The sequence below is a fragment of the Aeromonas sp. QDB20 genome (genome assembly GCF_027707805.1).
GTDB classification, from domain to species: domain Bacteria; phylum Pseudomonadota; class Gammaproteobacteria; order Enterobacterales; family Aeromonadaceae; genus Aeromonas; species Aeromonas dhakensis.
Window position 1 is genome coordinate 22,892 of sequence record NZ_JAPCJC010000003.1, and the last position, 17,217, is coordinate 40,108.

Sequence of the window (17,217 nt, forward strand, 5' to 3'; positions counted from 1 at the left end):
GCAGGGCGGCGGATGGTTATGCAAGCGCAACCGGGAAGAAGGTACCCAGCAGCATGGCCCCCAGGATGGCGCCACCAGTGATGGGTTTGCCCCACACGTAGAACAGCAGCGCACCCAGCAGGGAGCCGATGCCGATGGGGATGGAGGCGCCCATGGCGGAGAGGATGATGAGGGGGCCGAGGAAGCGGCCCGAGCTGTTGCCAGCCCCCATCATCACATCCGCCCCGTAGGTGGAGTTGCTCTGGTTGATGGTGAACTTGCGCGCCAGGATGATCACATAGCCGATGGCCAGACCAATCACCATGCCGGTCACCAGCGAAGCGGGGAAGTTCTCCACCGGATAGATGATGCCGGCCCCCAGCAGCAGGGCGGGCACGCCGAGGCCGACCCCGGTCTGGATGGCACCGCCGATGTCCAGGATCCCCACCAGAGAGCCCTCGATGATGCGGGCGAACAGGAAGCTGGCGCCGAAGGCCGCCACCGCGCCGTAGGCGCCGGTGTCCATCCCGGCCTTGAGCATGGCGACGAAGGCCACCTCGTTGAAGGCGCCGACCCCGTACAGGTAGAACATGTGGGTACCGGCAAAGACCCCGGCCGAGAGCAGGCCGACGAAGATGGGGAAAGACCAGTCGGCATACCAGAAGTTGTTTTTCAGTTTCTCATCCACGGTGTGACCCCTTATTTGCCGCTCAGCAGGTTATGGACGTTTTCCAGCCACAGGGGAATGCCCAGATGGAAGGACTCGATGAGTTTCATGTCGAAGCCGCGGAAGAAGCCGCTCAGCACGAACAGCAGGACGATGGCGGCCATCATCACCTTGGTGACGTGGTTCCAGCCACTCTCTTCCACCCCCTTGCCGATCAGGATGCCGAGCACCAGACCCGGTACCGCGTTGCCCATGATGAGCTGGGCCAGACCGCCGAAGATAGTGGCCCAGAAGCCGGACTTCTTGCCCGCCTCGATGGCGGCCAGCCAGAAGATCACCGGCATGACGGTGTTGACCAGCAGGTTGGCGGCCGGCACCAGTACCTTGACCGCGGTGACCTGCAGGGCGGCCGGCACGGCGGCGGCGGTACTGTTGAGGAAGGCGACCACGATGGCACCTATGATGCCGCAAGCGATGGCCATCTTCTTCGGGTCATGCAGGGTGGTGGCGAGATCCCGGTTCTTGATCATCAGGGCTGCCGCGCCCCAGTTCGGCAAGATGCGGTGATCCACGTCCTGGGTGAAGGCGCCGGCTGCGACCGTGGAGGCCCAGGCGTTGAAGTAGAAGCCCAGACCAAACGAGAAATGGGAGGCGGGATCCCCTTCGCAGGAGTTGAGCTCGCCCAGGGTACGGAAGGCGCCCATCCCCTGCACGGTCGGGGCGTGGAACATCCGTGCAGCGCCGGCCCCCACCCCGACGCCAACCAGGCCGCCAATGATGAGTGACTTGATAAATATGATTAGAAACATCCCATGTATCCTTCTTGTGGCGGTGTTGCCGCGGGCGGTGTCACACCCGGGTAAAGGTCACCTTGTCGGTGTCCAGGCTGGTGACCCTGACCGTGATGGCGAGCCGAACCCGGTATTCGTGGCGCTGGCGCGGCAGGAAGAAGAACAGGAACTTCTCCACCCGGACCGACTCCTCGGCCTCGATCACCTCGATCTCGACCGGTTCGATGCGCAGCAGCACCCGCGGGTTGTCCTTGAGCAGCGTGGATTGCACCTGGCTGAGGGCGGCGGCGAACGCCTGCTGACGGGTCGCGCCCTTGCCGTTGACGGTGACCTGGGTGGTGAAGTCCTCTTTCATCAGGCGCGTCCGTGTTTCTTGGCAAACGCCTCGACCAGCTTCTGGCCCAGCTCTTCCTTGTCCATGAAGCCGAAGCCGAGCACCACGCACCCCTCGTTGATGGCGGTCACGCCCTCTTCGATGGAGCGCATGCCGTAGCGGCACTTGTAGCCGTACTTGGTCTGGGCCGTGATGGCGCCGGCGCCGCCGCTGCCGCAGAAGGAGATGCCGAGATCCGCCTGCTCCTTGTTCATCACGTCGCCGAGCTTCATGTCGGCGGCCATGCCGGGGATGACGGTCACGCTGGCACCGGCGGCTTCCGCGCCTGCACCGACTTTCTGGCCCTTGCCGAGGCGATCACCGATCACGAGTTTGATGGCTGTCATTTAGCATTCTCCTTTGACTGAACTGAGTTCGTTTTCTTTGGCTACTTCGAAATGGACGGACAAGAGGTGCGCCTCTTCATAGGCGAGCCGCTCCAGCCAGCTGACGACCTGCTCGGCCAGACGCAGGGAGAGGGGGGAGATCTCCTCGAACAGGCTGAGGTCGACCTCCGGCAGCGGCTCGCCACTGTGGGAGCGCCACACCATGGCTTTGACGTGAGAGGCCAGCATCTGCTGCTGTACCTCGTTGGGGCGGATGCCCTGTTCGGCCAGCAGGATATGGATGCGCGCCAGGATCTGGTCGGTTTGGCGCAACAGGGCAGGGCTGTCCGGGGTCAGGGGCTGGTCATGGGTCTCTGTGTGCAATGTCTGCTCTCCAAGGCTGGCAGAAGGGATAGCGTTACCCTAAGCCGGTCATGTTCGGGAGAGGAGGCACCGTTTTTCCGATTCGAAGCGGAAATTCGCGCGTCAGTTGGCCAATTGAAGCCGCTTTTGCGGCATCAAGCGGAAAAGAGAGCTCATTGGCGCCTATTTTGTGTGATCAGGGGCGCACTTGGCGTTGGATGAGGGGCTGGTGGCCCTTGGCTGAAACTGTGAGTCGCCTCACGGCCGGGAGGGGAAAAGGGAGGAGAAGGGGCGACTCGTCGCCCCGACCGTGGAGATGTCAGCTGGCGGTGGCCGCGCTGGCGCTGGCCCGGTTCTGGTAGCGCAGATCCTCTTCGATGGTGACCTCCACCTCCAGCGGTTTGCCGTCGCGGATCACCGAGATGGTGAGTTTGGTGCCGGGCCGGCTCTCGACGATCTTGTCCATGGCGGCCCGCACGCCGCTGATGGCCTCGCCGTTGATCTTGAGCAGCACGTCGCCCCGTCGCAGCCCGCCCTTGGTGGCCGGCCCGTTGGGATCCAGGCTCTCCACCACCAGGCCGCGCAGGTCACCCAGATTCATCATGCGGGCGACGATGGGATTGATCTCGACGCTGGAGATGCCGAGGTAGCCGCGGATGACCCGACCGTTGGCGATCAGCTCGTCCATGATGCGCTTGGCCAGCTTGTAGGGAATGGCGAAGCTGATGCCGTAGCTCTCCTGATTGCCGTTGAGGTGGTAGGCGGCGGTGTTGATGCCCACCAGATCGCCGCGGGCATTGACCAGGGCGCCCCCCGAGTTGCCCTCGTTGATGGCGGCGTCGGTCTGCAGCAGATCCTGCCGGCCGTTGCTGTCCGGCCCCATGCTGGAGAGGCCGATGCGGCCGGTGGCGCTGATGATGCCCTGGGTGATGGTCTGGCCGACGTTGTAGGGGTTGCCGATGGCGAGCACCACGTCACCCACGTCGGGCAACCGCTCCGGATCCTGCGGGATCACCGGCAGGTTGTCCGACTCGATGTAGAGCACCGCCAGGTCGGTGAGCTGGTCGGTGCCGACCAGTTCGGCGCTGAACACCCGTCCGTCCTGCAGCGCGACTATGATCTGGTCCGCATCGGCGATGACGTGGTAGTTGGTCAGCACGTGGCCGCGCTGGTTCATGATGACGCCGGAGCCCAGCCCCTGGGGCCTGAGTTCGGTCTGGTTGCCCTGATTGCGGGCGAAGCTGCGGGTATAGATGTTGACGACGGCAGGGCCGGCGCGGTGCGCCGCGTAGGAGAAGCTCAGTTCACGGGCATTGGTGATGAGGCCGGGCAGTTGGGCCCCGCCTCGAAAATTGGGAAACAGCAGCAACAGTAGCGCCGCCACGGTGAGACCGAAGCCGACAGACTTGCCCAAGTAACTGACTATAGGGGGGATTTTCATGTCATTCTCATCCGTACATAGAGCGGGCAGAGAATAACACTATCGGTGGATAAAAATCACCCGCGGCAGGCGCCGCGGGTGAGAGGAGATTAACGAATTACCAGGTAGAGCGAAGAGTCGCCGCGCTGGATGTTGAGGGCCAGCACATCCGGCTTGTTCTTCAGTGCCTTGCTCAGCTCTTCCAGCGAGTTGATGCGCAGGCGGTTGACGCCGATGATGACGTCGCCCTTCTGCAGACCGGAGGCGGCGGCAGGGGAGCGCGGATCGATCTCGGAGACGGCCACGCCGCTCACCGGCTCGCTGGTGGTGCTCAGCTTGGCCCCTTCCAGTGCCGGGTGCAGCGCGCTGGCCAGGATTTCGCTGTCATCCGCCTTCTTCAGGGTGACCTTGACGGTCTGCTCCTTGCCATCGCGGATCAGGCCCAGTGCCACCTGCTTGTCGGCACCCATGGTGGCAATCTTGGCCCGCAGCTCGCCGAAGGAGCGGATGGCCTTGCCGTCGATGCTGACGATGATGTCGCCCGGCTTGATGCCGGCCTTGGCGGCCGCAGAGTCAGGCATCACCTGGTTGACGAAGGCGCCGTCCTTCTTGTTGTAGCCGAAGGTCTTGGCCACTTCGGAGGTGAGCTCGGTCCCTATGATGCCCAGCTGGCCACGGCGGACTTCACCGTATTTCACGATCTGTTCGGACAGGTCGCGCACCATGTTGGACGGAATGGCAAAGCCGATACCGATGTTGCCGCCGTTGGGGCCCAGGATGGCGGTGTTGATGCCGATCAGCTCGCCACGCAGGTTGAGCAGGGCGCCACCCGAGTTGCCCGAGTTGATGGCCGCATCGGTCTGGATGAAGTTTTCCAGGTTCTCGATGTTGAGGCCGCTGCGGCCGAGCGCACTGACGATGCCGGAGGTGACGGTCTGGCCGAGGCCGAACGGGTTGCCGATGGCCAGCGCATAGTCACCGACCCGTAGCTCGTCAGAGTCGGCGAATTTGATTTGAACCAGATCCTCGGCCTTGATTTGCAGCAGAGCGATGTCGGACTGCTTGTCTTCGCCGATCTTCTTGGCGGCGTATTCACGGCCATCCTTCAGGTTAACCTTGATCTCGTCCGCCTCGTGCACCACGTGGGCGTTGGTGATCACGTAGCCCTTCTTGGCATCGATGATGACGCCGGAACCGAGCGCCTGGAAGGGCTGCTCGCTCACCTGTTCGTCAGGCATGTTGGGGCCGAAGAAGAAGCGGAACTGTTCCGGCAGACGCTGGCGGGTGATCTTCTTGCCGGAGACGGAAATGTTGACCACGGCAGGGGTGACTTGTTCGAGCACCGGCGCCAGGCTCGGCATCTCCTGATTGTTCGCCAAAAGGGAGGGCAGTGCAGCCTGCACGGGGGCCGCAGACATGGCGATACCGACACTGAGGGCTAACACACTGAGCACAGAAAGAGGTTTACGCATATGAAAAACAGCTCCCAGAAAAAGTTGCAATGCAATCGTGAAGGTCTGACCACGATACAGCGCAATTAGTTCCGCGGGGAACTAACTGGACTGCTTGAGCAGACCGGAGGCCCCTGCATAGTCACGGGGCGGTACACCCGGTTCTTCATTGGCCGGGACATCGCTGCTCTCGTCGAGCAGGGTTTCACGGAACAGCGGCTCCTGGGCTTTGGCCAGGAATTTGCTCTGCTCCGCCATATGGCGATAAAGGGTCTGGTACTGCTCGGCCAACTGCTCCATCAGGGCGGCACTGTCGGCGAAGTGGGTATTGATCTGACCCTGGTAGCTTTCCAGTTCCTTGTGAGCCTTCTTCAGTTCTTGTTCCAGACGGCCGGCATCCCGGCTGCGCACTGTGAAGCGACCGATGATGATACCGATAATCAAGGCGGCGACAGCCAGCAGGATCCCGTTTAACAGACTCATAGATGCTCCTTGTTACAGCTAAACCAATGTATGTTAATGCGGCCTGAACGGCCGCTACGCCTTGATGGCACTATACCGTGCACCCCGAGGGCGTGATACCATTTTGTCCTTCATTCAGGGACTTGAAGGCAATTGACAGGATGACCCCGCAGCAAAAATACCAGCAGGATTTGCAGCGCCCCGGCTTCGTGGCCGACCCCGCTCAGGCGATGGCCGTGGCCCGTCTGGAGCGACTCTATCAGGATTTGTGCCAAACCCCGACTCCGACCAGATCCCGCGGTCTGCTGGGCTGGCTGCAAAAGCCGAAGCCCCGTACGCCCATCCTGGGGTTATATATGTGGGGTGGCGTGGGCAGAGGCAAGACCTGGCTGATGGATACTTTTTTCGACAGCCTGCCCGGGGAGCGCAAACTGCGTATCCACTTCCACCGTTTCATGCACCGGGTGCACGATGAGCTCAAGGGGCTGACCGGCCAGGCCGATCCGCTCAAGCTGATCGCCCGCAAGCTGGCCGACGAGACCGACGTCATCTGCTTCGACGAATTTTTCGTCTCCGACATTACCGATGCCATGCTGCTGGGGACCCTGTTCCAGGAGCTGTTCGGCCATGGGATCGTGCTGGTGGCGACCTCGAACATACCGCCGCAGGATTTGTATCGAAATGGTTTGCAACGTGCCCGTTTTCTACCGGCCATTGCCCTCATAGAGCGTCATTGCGAGATACTTAACGTGGATGGCGGTACCGATTATCGCCTGCGCACGCTGGAGCAGGCGGAGATATATCACTTCCCGCTGGATCGGCAGGCAAAATCCAATCTCGAGCTCTATTTTCAACAATTAACCGGGCTGCAACAGGCCCTGCCGGGCCAGGTCGAGATCAATCACCGTCAGCTGGCGTCGCTGGGGATGGGGGAAGGTGTGCTCTATATGGAGTTCGAGCAACTTTGCTGCACACCCCGTTCCCAGAGCGACTATATCGAGCTGGCGCGGCTGTTCCACACCGTGCTGCTGGCCAATGTGCAGCCCATGGGGGCTGGCACGGATGACGCGGCGCGCCGCTTCATCGCCATGGTGGACGAGTTCTATGAGCGGCACGTCAAGCTCATCATGTCGGCGGCGGTGCCCATGCAGGAACTCTATGGTCACGGGCTGCTGGATTTCGAATTCCAACGTTGTCTTTCACGGCTTCAGGAAATGCAATCGCACGAATACCTTGCCAGAGTGCACCTTCCTTAGTCACAATACCGTGCCTGCCAGTCGGATGGGCATCTGCGGCAGGTAGGGCCGGGCGACATTTGCTAGCTTCATGGCAGTGAAATTAGCAGGTGATATTTAAGGCAACTTCACTTATAATCGCCCGGCCCACGTTACAGCTGTCGATAAGACAGCAACACTTTAAGCTTTACTTGTATTCGAAGGGGTACAGGTAGGCCATCGTTTGTTGTTTGTGGGAGAGCCCCCATAAGCAATTGGGTCTGTAACAGGTAATTGGGTTTAACTTAATGAAAACTTTCGTTGCCAAGCCAGAAACCGTAAAACGTGACTGGTACATTGTGGACGCAGAAGGTAAAACTCTGGGTCGTATCGCAACCGAGATCGCTGCTCGTCTGCGTGGTAAGCACAAAGCCGAGTACACTCCGCACGTTGACACCGGTGATTACATCATCGTTGTAAACGCCGAGAAGGTACACGTAACCGGTAAGAAATCTACCGACAAAATGTACCACGCTCACTCCGGTTTCCCGGGTGGTATCAAGTCCATCAGCTTCGACAAGCTGATTCAGCGTAAACCGGAAATGGTAATCGAAGCTGCCGTCAAAGGCATGCTGCCGAAGGGGCCGCTGGGCCGTGCCATGTTCCGTAAACTGAAAGTTTACGCAGGCGCCGAGCACGCTCATGCTGCTCAGCAACCTCAAGTACTGGATATCTAATCGGGAACTGGCAACATGGCAGAAAATCAATACTACGGTACTGGCCGTCGCAAAAGCTCCACTGCTCGCGTATTCATCAAAGCGGGTAGCGGTAAAATCGTAATCAACCAGCGCTCCCTGGAGCAGTACTTCGGCCGTCCGACTGCCCGCATGGTAGTTCGTCAGCCGCTGGAACTGGTTGAGATGACCGAGAAACTGGATCTGTTCATCACCGTTAACGGTGGCGGCATCTCCGGTCAAGCTGGTGCGATCCGTCACGGTATCACTCGTGCTCTGATGCAGTACGATGAAACCCTGCGTTCCGAACTGCGTAAAGCTGGCTTTGTTACTCGTGATGCCCGTAAGGTTGAGCGTAAGAAAGTCGGTCTGCACAAAGCTCGTAAGCGTCCGCAGTACTCCAAGCGTTAATTCGTTTTTTGTACGCACTCTCGCGAGTGTCAAAAAAGCCTGGCCATGTGCCAGGCTTTTTTTATTGGTAATATTACGAACGGTATTGCTAACACCACGTCACAAAAGACAAAAAATTGTGTATTTATTGTTTTTGACCTTCGCTTCTCTTTCTTGTCAAGTTGTTATCTTTTCTTTAAAATTCCCTCGGTTTTTCTGTGACAATTGTAACTCCGCTTCCGCCGCTGTTGTCACGGAAGAAAGGGGAACAGGGACACAATAAGAATGTGCGGAGTCCACATGGGAGAGTTTTTGGATGAGCAATGCGCCAGTTGATACCGGTCGCCGCAGATTTCTTACCTGGTCAACGGTCGCCGTTGGTGGGGTAGGAGCTGCTTTTACCGCAGTGCCGTTTATTAAGTCATGGAACCCGAGTGCCAAAGCCAAAGCGGCGGGTGCTCCGGTTGAAGTGGATATCAGTAAGTTGGAACCAGGCCAGCTCATCCGTGTTGAGTGGCGAGGCAAGCCGGTCTGGGTGGTGAAGCGCACCAAACAGACGCTGGATGCCCTGGCCGCGCATGACGACAAGCTGCGCGACCCGGCTTCTGACGAGCCCCAACAACCCGACTATGCCCACAATGGCTACAGATCCATCAAGCCGGAGATCTTCGTGGCCGTCGGTATCTGTACTCACCTGGGTTGCTCTCCCTCCTACTTGCCGGACAACTTCGGCGAACAGGTGCAGGGGGTGACTTCCGGTTTCTTCTGCCCGTGCCATGGCTCCAAGTTCGACATGGCTGGTCGAGTGTTCCAGGGGGTGCCTGCGCCCTTGAACCTGGTCATTCCGCCGTACCAATATCTTAGCGACACCACCATCCTGGTCGGTGCCGATGGCAAGGAGGCCTGACCATGTTTGCCAAACTGATGGGCTGGATTGACTATCGCTTTCCGCTCACCGCCATGTACAACGACCACATGGCCAAGTATCCGGCGCCCAAGAACCTGAACTTCTGGTACTTCTTCGGCTCGCTCGCCATGCTGGTGCTGGTCAACCAGATCATCACGGGCATCTGGCTGACCATGAACTACAACCCCTCCGCCGAAGGTGCCTTCGCCTCCGTCGAGTACATCATGCGGGATGTGGATTACGGCTGGCTGCTGCGCTACATGCACTCCACCGGCGCGTCCGCCTTCTTCATCGTGGTCTACCTGCACATGTTCCGCGGCATGATCTACGGCTCCTACCAGAAGCCGCGCGAGCTGCTGTGGATCTTCGGCATGCTGATCTTCCTCTGCCTGATGGCGGAAGCCTTCATGGGCTACCTGCTGCCGTGGGGCCAGATGTCCTTCTGGGGCGCGCAGGTCATCATCTCGCTGTTCGGTGCCATTCCGGTCATCGGCGACGATCTGACCCTGTGGATCCGGGGTGACTACGTCATCTCCGGCGCTACCCTCAACCGCTTCTTCGCGCTGCACGTCATCGCCCTGCCGCTGGTGCTGGTGATGCTGGTTGCCATGCACATCCTGGCGCTGCACGAAGTGGGTTCGAACAACCCGGACGGCATCGACATCAAGAAGCACAAGGATGAGAACGGCTGGCCGCTGGATGCGGTGGCATTCCACCCCTACTTCACCGTCAAGGACATGATTGGCGTAGCCGGTTTCCTGTTCTTCTTCTGCGCCATCATCTTCTTCAAGCCGGACATGTGGGGTTACTTCCTCGAGAAGCCGAACTTTGAAGTGGCCAACGGCCTGAAGACCCCGGCACACATCGCGCCTGTATGGTACTTCACCCCCTTCTACGCCATTCTGCGGGCGGTACCGGACAAGCTGCTGGGCGTCATCATGATGGGCCTCTCCATCGTGGTGTTGTTCCTGCTGCCCTGGCTGGATCGCTGCAAGGTACGTTCGGTGCGCTATCGCAGTACCCTGCACAAGCTGAACATCGCCCAGTTCGTGGTCTGCTTCATCATTCTCGGGGTGCTTGGCGTGCTGCCCTCGACCCCGACTCTGACGCTGATCGCCCAGATCTGTACCCTGGGTTATTTCGGGTTCTTCGTCCTGTTGTTCTTCTACAGCAAGAATGAAAGCACTAAGCCGCTGCCGGAAAGGGTGACATTCAAATGAAAAAAGTAATATTTGCAGTGCTGACCCTGCTGCCGTCACTGGTGTTTGCCAACACCGGGGCCGTGCATCTGGACAAGGCTCACTATGATCTGAACGACAAGGCGTCCCTGCAGCGTGGTGCCGCCACCTTCATGAACTACTGCTTTGGCTGTCACAGCACCCAGTACCAGCGTTACAACCGGGTAGCGGCAGACATCGGTATCCCGGAAGACCTGATGGCAGCCAACCTGATCGTCAATGGCGCCAAGATCGGTGATCTGATGGAAAACTCGGTGCCGGACAAGGATGCGGCCAAGTGGTTCGGTGCGCCGCCCCCCGATCTGACGCTGGTCGCCCGGGTGCGTGGTGCGGACTGGATCTACACCTACCTGCGTTCCTTCTACGTGGACGAGACCCGTCCATTCGGGGTGAACAACGCCGTGTTCCCGTCCGTGGGCATGCCTCACGTGCTGGAGCCGCTGCAGGGGACGCCCCGCGCCGAGTTTGCGACCCACCAGGTCGATGGTGTCGACGTTCAGCAGGTTGTCAGCATCAAATCTGACGGCAACGGTGAAATGAATAACGAAGAGTATGATCAGACGGTGCTGGATCTGGTAAACTTCTTGGTCTACTCGGCTGAACCGGTACAACAGGAGCGCGAACGCATGGGCTTCTGGGTGCTGGGTTTCATCGTGATCTTCTTCATCTTCACTGTGCTGTTGAAGAAGGAATTCTGGCGCGACGTTCACTAAGCGACCAGATCCGGGTAATATAATGCACGGCAATGAAGTCCAAGATGCTTCATTGCCGTTTCTGCTTTTTAATGACGGGAGGGTTCAATGGCTGTAGCTGCCAATAAGCGTTCGGTAATGACGCTGTTTTCCGGTGCCAACGACATGTTCAGCCATCAGGTGCGCATTGTCCTGGCGGAGAAGGGTGTTAGCGTAGATATTTGCCAGGTAGACCCTGCCAACCTGCCGGATGAGCTGGCCGAGCTGAACCCGTACAACACTGTACCGACCCTGGTTGATCGGGAGCTGGCGCTCTACACCTCGCGCATCATCATGGAATATCTGGACGAGCGTTTCCCGCACCCGCCCCTGATGCCGGTCTACCCGGTGGCGCGCGGCAACAGCCGTCTGATGATGCATCGCATCGAGCTGGACTGGTACTCCCTGGCCGACAAGATCATGGCGGGTACCGACGTGGATGCGGCGCGTGCCGAGCTGCGGGACAACCTGCTGGCCATCGCCCCCATCTTCGGTGAGATGCCCTATTTCATGAGCGAAGAGTTCGGTCTGGTCGACTGCTACATGGCCCCGCTGCTGTGGCGTCTGCCAAGCCTGGGCATCGACTTCACCGGTCGTGGTGCCAAAGAGCTGAAGGCCTACATGGTTCGTCTGTTCGAACGTGAATCCTTCCAGGCTTCCCTGACCGAAGCCGAGCGCGAGATCCGCGCCGGCGTATGAGCATGGAACCGACGATGACGCCCAGTCGCCCGTATCTGTTGCGGGCGTTCTTTGACTGGTTGCTGGACAATGACCTGACCCCTCACCTGGTGGTCAACGTCAACATCCCCCATGTGATGGTGCCGATGCAGTTCGTCCAGGATGGACAGATAGTGCTGAACATCGCACCTCGTGCGGTTGGGCAGTTCCACATGGACAATGATGCCATCAGCTTCAGCGCCCGCTTTGGTGGAGTTTCCCAGCAGGTCTACATCCCGATGGCGGCCGTGCTGGCCATTCATGCCCGGGAAAATGGCGTGGGCACCATGTTCCCACCCGAGCCTGGCTATGATCTCTGGCTGGAGCAGGCCGAAGCGCCGGTAGAGCCTGAGCCGGAACCGCCGCGCCCGAGCGGTCGTCCGACCCTGAAGGTCATCAAATAAAAAAACGCAGCCAATTGGCTGCGTTTTTTTATGGCGATCAACAGGGTCAGTTCTGGGCAAACTCGAAGGCCTTGATCACGCGCTTCACACCGCTGACGTGGCGGGCTATCTCTACGGCCTGATCCCCCTCCTGGCGGGTCACCAGGCCGATCAGGAACACTTCGCCATTCTCGGTGACCACCTTGACCTTGGCGCTGTCGAAGTTCTTGGCGCCCAGCATGTCAGCCCGCACCTTGGAGGTGATCCAGGTGTCGTTGCTGCGTACCCCTATGCTGACCGGCTGGCCGAGGCGCAGCTCGTTGTAGACGTGGCGCACTCCCTCGATACGGGCCACTATCTTGCCAGCCTCGAGCTTGTAAGCGTCAGAAGGTGTCTGACCGACCAGCAGTACCCGGCCGTTGTTGCTGTAGACGCTGATCTTGCTGGCCGCGCTCAGCGGCTTGTTGTCGGCCAGCAGGTTGGCCGCTTTCAGTTCGATGGCCTGATCGTCCCATTGGGCGCCCAGGGTGCGGCGATCGCCGGAAGCCTTGGCAGTACCGGCGGCACCACCGACCACCACGGCCGCACAACCTTGCAGCAGCAGGGTGCCGGCCAGCAGGCCGAGCAGGAGCGTTTGCTTCTTCATGGTTTCAATCTTCCTGTTGCGGGAAAAGAGTCTGGTCGATGAGATCACACAGGCAGTGCAGGGTCAACAGGTTCACTTCCAGAATGCGGGGGCGACGGGCAGACGGCACCCGGATCTCCACATCGTTGGGACCGAGCAGACCAGCGATCTCGCCGCCATCACCGCCACCCAGCACCACTATGGTCATATCGCGAGAGAGGGCAGCCTCGGCGGCCTTGATCAGGCTGCGGCTGTTACCCGTGGTGGTGATGACCACCAGGATGTCGCCGGGCTGACCGAGTGCACGGATCTGCTTGGCATACACCTCTTCAAAGCCGTGATCGGTGGCGATGGCACTGATGGTCGCCATGTCCGGGGTCAGCGCCATGCCGGGCAGGGAGGGGCGCTCGGTTTCGTAGCAGTTGACCAGCTCAGAGATGAACAGCTGGGCCAGTGCTGCGGAGGGACCATTGCCGCATGCCATCACCTTGTGGCCATTGAGCAGACAGATGGTCAGCATCTGGGCTGCAGTATGGATGGCATCCGGCAGCGCCTCGGCGGCAGCTATCTTGGTCTGGATGCTCTCGGTGTAGTTTTCTTTGATGCGGTCAGTCATGGGGTCCTCTTAAAATGCGTTCTGGATCCAGTCCGGCTGGTCGCCTTCGAACGCGATCACATCGAATCGGCAGGCCTGGTTGGCCTCGTTGATGGCATGTTGCTTGAAATAGTGGCGTGCCGCCAGCACGATCTTGTGCTGTTTGCGTCGGGTGACGGAGCTGGCGGCGCCGCCGTGGCTGGCCTGGGCGCGATAGCGGACTTCAACAAACACCAGGATCTCCCCCTGGCGCATGATGAGATCGATCTCGCCGCCCCGACAGCGATAGTTGCGGGTCACGGGTTGCAGGCCGCGGGCCTGCAACCAGCGCTCCGCTACCTGCTCAAAGTGCTGTCCCTTGCTCGTTGGTGACGGGAACAGGTTCTGTAACTGCCGGCGCATCCGTGCCAGAAGTACCTTCATGGGGGACTCCCTCGAGCTGGGGCATGGCGCTGTCACTGACCAGCTTGCCATTCTGGTAGGTGGCCCAGTCCAGTACCCGTACTATGTTGCCGCCGGCATCCACGCTCAGCTGACCGCTCATGCCGGGCTGCTGCATGGCGTTGACCTTGCGCATCTGCTGCAGGTTCTCAGCCAGGCTGACGGCGTCATAGCCCAGCGCAAACAGACGCAGCAGGTCGCCCTGGGTCTGCGGCCAGAGCAGGGCGATCTGCTCGCGCTGCTTCTCGTAACCACCAAGCAGCAGCGGCATGTCGGAGATGTGCATGCCGTTGAGCTCGGAGGCCACCTCTGTGGTGGCGCTGTCGTAGCTGCGCGAACTGCTGTAGATCGGCAGGCTGCCCATCGGATTGACCGAGATGTCGACGTAGGGCTTGATCATCCGGGTCTCCAGGCTGTTGGCGACCACATAGACCACGTCGATGCTGCGCGGGGCGGCAGCGGAGAGCTGAACCACTTCGCCAGCCCGGGCGGTGGAGCGGCCGCTCAACGCATTCTTGACCATACCCTGGACTTCGTTGCGGGCACCGAAAGTGGCCACGACCGGTTTGTCCTGGCTTACGGTCGCCCAGGCCTGTTCAAACGCCTTGATGCTGCTGTAGCCGATCCGTCCCTGTGCCGCGATGAGCAGCGGTTTGCGATAACCCTGGCCATAGAGGTACTGGGCAGCCTGCGTTGCATCGGCGGCGGCTGAGAGGGAGAAGTAATAGGTGGTGTCGTTGACGATCGGCTTGTCCAGCTCATTAAGTGCCAGTACAGGCACGGTCGGATTGGCCTTGAGCAGCTCCTCGACCCTGTCTTTGAGCAGCGGGCCGATGATCATGTTGGCCCCTTCCTGAATGGCCTGCTTGTAGAGATCCGCCGTCGACTTGGTCTGGGTATCGTAGAAGTTCAGGGTAAACTGGCTCTGATTTTCCTTGTAAGACATCAGCATGCCGTTGCGGATTGCCGCACCCTGCGGTTCCAGGTTGCCGGACAGCGGCAGGAAGACGGCGATCTGCTGCAGGGCATTGATGTTGCTGGTGGCCAGATCACCGAGTCCGGCCGGCATGTCTTTCTGGGCCGGGTGGTTCGGGAAGGCCTGTTTCCAGCCGGCCAGCTGGCGAGCCAGCTGATTGGGCTGGGCACCGAATTCATTCACCAGCGCTGCCAGCCGCAGCCAGCCGGTGGTGACATCGGGAGCCGGTGCCTCTTCCAGCGCCTGCAGGGTGGAAGGGGTCATGCTCTTGAGCAGGGACCAGATCTGCTGATGATTGGTGGCCAGCTCATTCTGGGCCAGGTAGGGCTCCAGCAGGATCAGCGACTTGGCAGCACCAAACTTGTTGTTGATGTCGAGCTGCAGCACCACGCGCTGGCGGTACCAGTCCTTCTGGGTATCAGCATCCAGCGCCACATCGGGCTTGCCTTCCAGCAGGATCAGCGCCTGGTTGGCGTTGCCCTGGGCGAGCAGCAGGTGAGCCTGCAGCAGTTGCAGCTGGGCCTTCTGCTCGGCGCTCTGGGCCTGCTTCTGCAATTGCTGGAACAGGGCCGCGGCCGGCTTGGCCTGACCGAGCGCCAGATAGCTGCGCGCCGCCATCACTTGCCAGGTGAAGGCTTCGGCCGGTTTAGCCGGGTCCACCTGGGCCAGATACCACTGGGCATTCTTGGTAAGATCCGAGAAGGCCGACGGCATGCCGGACTGGCCGGCGGGTTGATTGGGCTCCGACGCACAGGCGGCGAGCAGGACTGCCGCGAGTAGGATGCCGAAGAGTCGTGATACACTTAGCTGCTTTATAACCCGGTTCAAGTTCATTCCCCGACCAGTGTTGAAATTCTCCATAGTGTAAACGGGCCAATATGGCGACACAATTGTCGGGACACTCGGAGCTCCCATGAGTGACATCCCAACCCTGTATATAGTCCCCACTCCGATCGGCAATCTGGCCGACATCACCCAGCGAGCACTGGATGTGCTGCGCAGCGTCGATCTGGTGGCCGCCGAGGATACCCGCCATACCGGCATCCTGCTCAGCCACTACCAGATCTCGGTGCAGACCTTTGCGCTGCATGATCACAATGAACAGCAGAAAGCCGACGTGTTGATCGGCCGTATCAAGGAGGGCAAGAGCGTGGCCCTGGTCTCCGACGCGGGCACGCCGCTCATCAGCGACCCCGGTTATCACCTGGTCACCCGTTGTCGCGAAGCCGGGGTCAAGGTAGTGCCGCTACCCGGTCCCTGCGCCGCCATCACGGCGCTCTCCGCCGCCGGGTTGCCTACCGACCGTTTCGCCTTCGAGGGTTTTCTGCCGGCCAAAGCCAAGGGACGCGATGATCGCCTGCAGGCCGTGATTGAGGACACCCGCTCGCTGGTGTTCTATGAATCGCCGCGCCGGGTGCAGGAGACGGTGGAAGCGATCGCCCGCATTCTGGGTGAGCGCCAGGTGGTGGTCTGCCGCGAGCTGACCAAGACCTTCGAGTCGATCCACGGTCTGCCAGCCTCCGAGATGCTGACCTGGCTCGGCGAAGATGAAAACCGCTGCCGCGGCGAGATCGTGCTGGTGGTGGCGGGGGCGAGCAAGGACGAAGAGACCTTGCCGGCTGAGGCGATCCGCACCCTGGGGCTGCTGGTGGCCGAGCTGCCGCTGAAAAAAGCGGCGGCGCTGACCGCCGAGATCCACGGCGTGAAGAAGAATGCCCTCTACAAATACGGCCTCGAGCACTATTAATTGCCGTAAACGGGAATTGCCGGTTTACCCCGCCGGCATCACGAGGCTATAATCCGCGCCTCGGAGTTGGCTGGGCAATCGCTGCTTCGTCGTTGTGTCCCTCGGGACAGACGGGCGGAGGGGAGGAAAGTCCGGGCTTCACAGGGCAGGGTGCCAGGTAACGCCTGGGGGGCGCGAGCCTACGACCAGTGCAACAGAGAGCAGACCGCCGATGGCCCGCAAGGGATCAGGTAAGGGTGAAAGGGTGCGGTAAGAGCGCACCGCGCGACTGGCAACAGTTCGTGGCACGGTAAACTCCACCCGAAGCAAGACCAAATAGGCCCCTATTGGCGCGGCCCGCGTTGGGGGCGGGTAGGTTGCTTGAGCCAGCGAGCGATTGCTGGCCTAGAGGAATGATTGCTACCCGGGGCAACCCGGTACAGAACCCGGCTTACAGGCCGACTCCGACCTCTTTCCTGAAGAGCCTTGCGATTTATCGCAAGGCTCTTTTTATTAACTGTAAAATACTGTCTCGGTTGACTCGGAATATTTACTATCGGGCTGGCCCTGCTTAACAAATGTGCTTTATATCAATCTGTTATGTGGTTTTTGTCCATGATGTCAGTATTGTGATGGCGCTGGAGAAACGTGACCTGCATGGCTGATGTTTATTCGCGTAATTCGTCAGTTTTTTAATTGCCGAAAATT

Annotated in this window: 21 protein-coding genes and 1 other RNA gene; 10 read left to right on the plus strand and 12 right to left on the minus strand. The window is 60.0% G+C overall.

The window, feature by feature from the left end:
• Positions 1 to 16: 16 nt before the first annotated feature.
• The 8 genes from PG897_RS03875 to PG897_RS03910 form a co-directional block, all read right to left on the minus strand.
• Positions 17 to 667 (minus strand): DUF4310 family protein, encoded by a 651-nt coding sequence (locus tag PG897_RS03875; protein WP_017766404.1) that lies wholly within the window; start codon positions 665 to 667, stop codon positions 17 to 19.
• A gap of 11 nt (positions 668 to 678) precedes the next feature.
• Positions 679 to 1,455: a DUF4311 domain-containing protein gene (locus tag PG897_RS03880; protein WP_043171631.1), complete on the minus strand. Its 777-nt coding sequence runs from the start codon at positions 1,453 to 1,455 to the stop codon at positions 679 to 681.
• A 40-nt stretch (positions 1,456 to 1,495) separates the two neighbouring features.
• Entirely contained in the window at positions 1,496 to 1,792 is a 297-nt protein-coding gene (locus PG897_RS03885; RefSeq protein ID WP_017782409.1) for a DUF4312 family protein, read from the minus strand.
• Positions 1,792 to 2,157, minus strand: a complete 366-nt coding sequence (locus PG897_RS03890) for an SFCGS family glycine-rich protein (RefSeq protein WP_005305917.1) — start codon at positions 2,155 to 2,157, stop codon at positions 1,792 to 1,794. Before PG897_RS03890 ends, PG897_RS03885 begins: the two co-directional genes overlap by 1 nt.
• Positions 2,158 to 2,520 (minus strand): PRD domain-containing protein, encoded by a 363-nt coding sequence (locus PG897_RS03895; RefSeq protein WP_005305914.1) that lies wholly within the window; start codon positions 2,518 to 2,520, stop codon positions 2,158 to 2,160.
• Between the two features lie 298 nt (positions 2,521 to 2,818).
• Positions 2,819 to 3,940, minus strand: coding sequence for an outer membrane-stress sensor serine endopeptidase DegS (gene degS / locus PG897_RS03900; protein ID WP_017779755.1), 1,122 nt, complete (start codon positions 3,938 to 3,940; stop codon positions 2,819 to 2,821).
• 89 nt (positions 3,941 to 4,029) lie between these two features.
• Positions 4,030 to 5,391 carry a Do family serine endopeptidase gene (locus tag PG897_RS03905; RefSeq protein WP_005305907.1) on the minus strand — a complete coding sequence of 454 codons (1,362 nt, stop codon included), beginning with the start codon at positions 5,389 to 5,391 and terminating at the stop codon, positions 4,030 to 4,032.
• A gap of 81 nt (positions 5,392 to 5,472) precedes the next feature.
• Entirely contained in the window at positions 5,473 to 5,853 is a 381-nt protein-coding gene (locus tag PG897_RS03910) for a YhcB family protein (RefSeq protein WP_005305902.1), read from the minus strand.
• Between the two features lie 140 nt (positions 5,854 to 5,993).
• Between PG897_RS03910 and zapE the strand changes: the two genes are divergently transcribed.
• The 8 genes from zapE to PG897_RS03950 all read left to right on the plus strand — a co-directional run bounded on the left by zapE (position 5,994) and on the right by PG897_RS03950 (position 12,167).
• On the plus strand, positions 5,994 to 7,088 hold the full coding sequence (gene zapE, locus PG897_RS03915; RefSeq protein ID WP_054543606.1) for a cell division protein ZapE: 1,095 nt from the start codon (positions 5,994 to 5,996) through the stop codon (positions 7,086 to 7,088).
• A gap of 266 nt (positions 7,089 to 7,354) precedes the next feature.
• On the plus strand, positions 7,355 to 7,783 hold the full coding sequence (gene rplM / locus PG897_RS03920; protein ID WP_005305895.1) for a 50S ribosomal protein L13: 429 nt from the start codon (positions 7,355 to 7,357) through the stop codon (positions 7,781 to 7,783).
• A 15-nt stretch (positions 7,784 to 7,798) separates the two neighbouring features.
• Positions 7,799 to 8,191, plus strand: coding sequence for a 30S ribosomal protein S9 (gene rpsI, locus PG897_RS03925; protein ID WP_005305893.1), 393 nt, complete (start codon positions 7,799 to 7,801; stop codon positions 8,189 to 8,191).
• Positions 8,192 to 8,486: 295 nt separating this feature from the next.
• A complete protein-coding gene (gene petA / locus PG897_RS03930; protein WP_005305890.1) occupies positions 8,487 to 9,077 on the plus strand; it encodes a ubiquinol-cytochrome c reductase iron-sulfur subunit in 591 nt (196 codons plus the stop codon).
• A 2-nt stretch (positions 9,078 to 9,079) separates the two neighbouring features.
• Positions 9,080 to 10,297 (plus strand): cytochrome b, encoded by a 1,218-nt coding sequence (locus PG897_RS03935; RefSeq protein ID WP_005305888.1) that lies wholly within the window; start codon positions 9,080 to 9,082, stop codon positions 10,295 to 10,297.
• A complete protein-coding gene (locus tag PG897_RS03940) occupies positions 10,294 to 11,028 on the plus strand; it encodes a cytochrome c1 (protein WP_005305884.1) in 735 nt (244 codons plus the stop codon). The genes PG897_RS03935 and PG897_RS03940 overlap by 4 nt, the downstream gene beginning before the upstream one ends.
• Positions 11,029 to 11,115: 87 nt before the next feature.
• Positions 11,116 to 11,745, plus strand: coding sequence for a stringent starvation protein SspA (gene sspA, locus PG897_RS03945; protein ID WP_010635939.1), 630 nt, complete (start codon positions 11,116 to 11,118; stop codon positions 11,743 to 11,745).
• On the plus strand, positions 11,742 to 12,167 hold the full coding sequence (locus PG897_RS03950) for a ClpXP protease specificity-enhancing factor (protein WP_005305878.1): 426 nt from the start codon (positions 11,742 to 11,744) through the stop codon (positions 12,165 to 12,167). The genes sspA and PG897_RS03950 overlap by 4 nt, the downstream gene beginning before the upstream one ends.
• Before the next feature lie 46 nt (positions 12,168 to 12,213).
• Here PG897_RS03950 and dolP read toward each other — a convergent pair whose 3' ends face one another.
• Genes dolP through PG897_RS03970 form a run of 4 tightly spaced genes read right to left on the minus strand, consistent with a single transcriptional unit; the run spans position 12,214 to position 15,617 of the window.
• Positions 12,214 to 12,792 carry a division/outer membrane stress-associated lipid-binding lipoprotein gene (gene dolP / locus PG897_RS03955; protein ID WP_005305875.1) on the minus strand — a complete coding sequence of 193 codons (579 nt, stop codon included), beginning with the start codon at positions 12,790 to 12,792 and terminating at the stop codon, positions 12,214 to 12,216.
• A gap of 4 nt (positions 12,793 to 12,796) precedes the next feature.
• A complete protein-coding gene (locus PG897_RS03960) occupies positions 12,797 to 13,387 on the minus strand; it encodes a D-sedoheptulose-7-phosphate isomerase (RefSeq protein ID WP_005305871.1) in 591 nt (196 codons plus the stop codon).
• Between the two features lie 9 nt (positions 13,388 to 13,396).
• A complete protein-coding gene (locus tag PG897_RS03965) occupies positions 13,397 to 13,768 on the minus strand; it encodes a YraN family protein (protein WP_026458929.1) in 372 nt (123 codons plus the stop codon).
• The gene (locus PG897_RS03970) at positions 13,710 to 15,617 is read right to left on the minus strand and encodes a penicillin-binding protein activator (protein ID WP_081013004.1); all 1,908 of its coding nucleotides are present in this window, start codon (positions 15,615 to 15,617) and stop codon (positions 13,710 to 13,712) included. The genes PG897_RS03965 and PG897_RS03970 overlap by 59 nt, the downstream gene beginning before the upstream one ends.
• Positions 15,618 to 15,696: 79 nt before the next feature.
• Between PG897_RS03970 and rsmI the strand changes: the two genes are divergently transcribed.
• Both rsmI and rnpB read left to right on the plus strand, forming a co-directional pair.
• The gene (rsmI, locus tag PG897_RS03975; protein ID WP_054543604.1) at positions 15,697 to 16,530 is read left to right on the plus strand and encodes a 16S rRNA (cytidine(1402)-2'-O)-methyltransferase; all 834 of its coding nucleotides are present in this window, start codon (positions 15,697 to 15,699) and stop codon (positions 16,528 to 16,530) included.
• 62 nt (positions 16,531 to 16,592) lie between these two features.
• Positions 16,593 to 16,979, plus strand: an RNA gene (gene rnpB / locus PG897_RS03980) — RNase P RNA component class A.
• The last annotated feature ends 238 nt before the right edge of the window (positions 16,980 to 17,217 follow it).

What these genes read in the sequence shown, in the direction of transcription:
- PG897_RS03880 (WP_043171631.1), bottom strand. Translation starts at nt 1,455, where the DNA reads ATGTTTCTAATCATATTTATCAAGTCACTCATCATTGGCGGCCTGGTT.
- PG897_RS03885 (WP_017782409.1), bottom strand. Translation starts at nt 1,792, where the DNA reads ATGAAAGAGGACTTCACCACCCAGGTCACCGTCAACGGCAAGGGCGCG.
- PG897_RS03890 (WP_005305917.1), bottom strand. Translation starts at nt 2,157, where the DNA reads ATGACAGCCATCAAACTCGTGATCGGTGATCGCCTCGGCAAGGGCCAG.
- degS (WP_017779755.1), bottom strand. Translation starts at nt 3,940, where the DNA reads ATGAAAATCCCCCCTATAGTCAGTTACTTGGGCAAGTCTGTCGGCTTC.
- PG897_RS03905 (WP_005305907.1), bottom strand. Translation starts at nt 5,391, where the DNA reads ATGCGTAAACCTCTTTCTGTGCTCAGTGTGTTAGCCCTCAGTGTCGGT.
- PG897_RS03910 (WP_005305902.1), bottom strand. Translation starts at nt 5,853, where the DNA reads ATGAGTCTGTTAAACGGGATCCTGCTGGCTGTCGCCGCCTTGATTATC.
- zapE (WP_054543606.1), top strand. Translation starts at nt 5,994, where the DNA reads ATGACCCCGCAGCAAAAATACCAGCAGGATTTGCAGCGCCCCGGCTTC.
- rplM (WP_005305895.1), top strand. Translation starts at nt 7,355, where the DNA reads ATGAAAACTTTCGTTGCCAAGCCAGAAACCGTAAAACGTGACTGGTAC.
- rpsI (WP_005305893.1), top strand. Translation starts at nt 7,799, where the DNA reads ATGGCAGAAAATCAATACTACGGTACTGGCCGTCGCAAAAGCTCCACT.
- petA (WP_005305890.1), top strand. Translation starts at nt 8,487, where the DNA reads ATGAGCAATGCGCCAGTTGATACCGGTCGCCGCAGATTTCTTACCTGG.
- PG897_RS03935 (WP_005305888.1), top strand. Translation starts at nt 9,080, where the DNA reads ATGTTTGCCAAACTGATGGGCTGGATTGACTATCGCTTTCCGCTCACC.
- PG897_RS03940 (WP_005305884.1), top strand. Translation starts at nt 10,294, where the DNA reads ATGAAAAAAGTAATATTTGCAGTGCTGACCCTGCTGCCGTCACTGGTG.
- sspA (WP_010635939.1), top strand. Translation starts at nt 11,116, where the DNA reads ATGGCTGTAGCTGCCAATAAGCGTTCGGTAATGACGCTGTTTTCCGGT.
- PG897_RS03950 (WP_005305878.1), top strand. Translation starts at nt 11,742, where the DNA reads ATGAGCATGGAACCGACGATGACGCCCAGTCGCCCGTATCTGTTGCGG.
- dolP (WP_005305875.1), bottom strand. Translation starts at nt 12,792, where the DNA reads ATGAAGAAGCAAACGCTCCTGCTCGGCCTGCTGGCCGGCACCCTGCTG.
- PG897_RS03960 (WP_005305871.1), bottom strand. Translation starts at nt 13,387, where the DNA reads ATGACTGACCGCATCAAAGAAAACTACACCGAGAGCATCCAGACCAAG.
- PG897_RS03965 (WP_026458929.1), bottom strand. Translation starts at nt 13,768, where the DNA reads ATGCGCCGGCAGTTACAGAACCTGTTCCCGTCACCAACGAGCAAGGGA.
- PG897_RS03970 (WP_081013004.1), bottom strand. Translation starts at nt 15,617, where the DNA reads ATGAACTTGAACCGGGTTATAAAGCAGCTAAGTGTATCACGACTCTTC.
- rsmI (WP_054543604.1), top strand. Translation starts at nt 15,697, where the DNA reads ATGAGTGACATCCCAACCCTGTATATAGTCCCCACTCCGATCGGCAAT.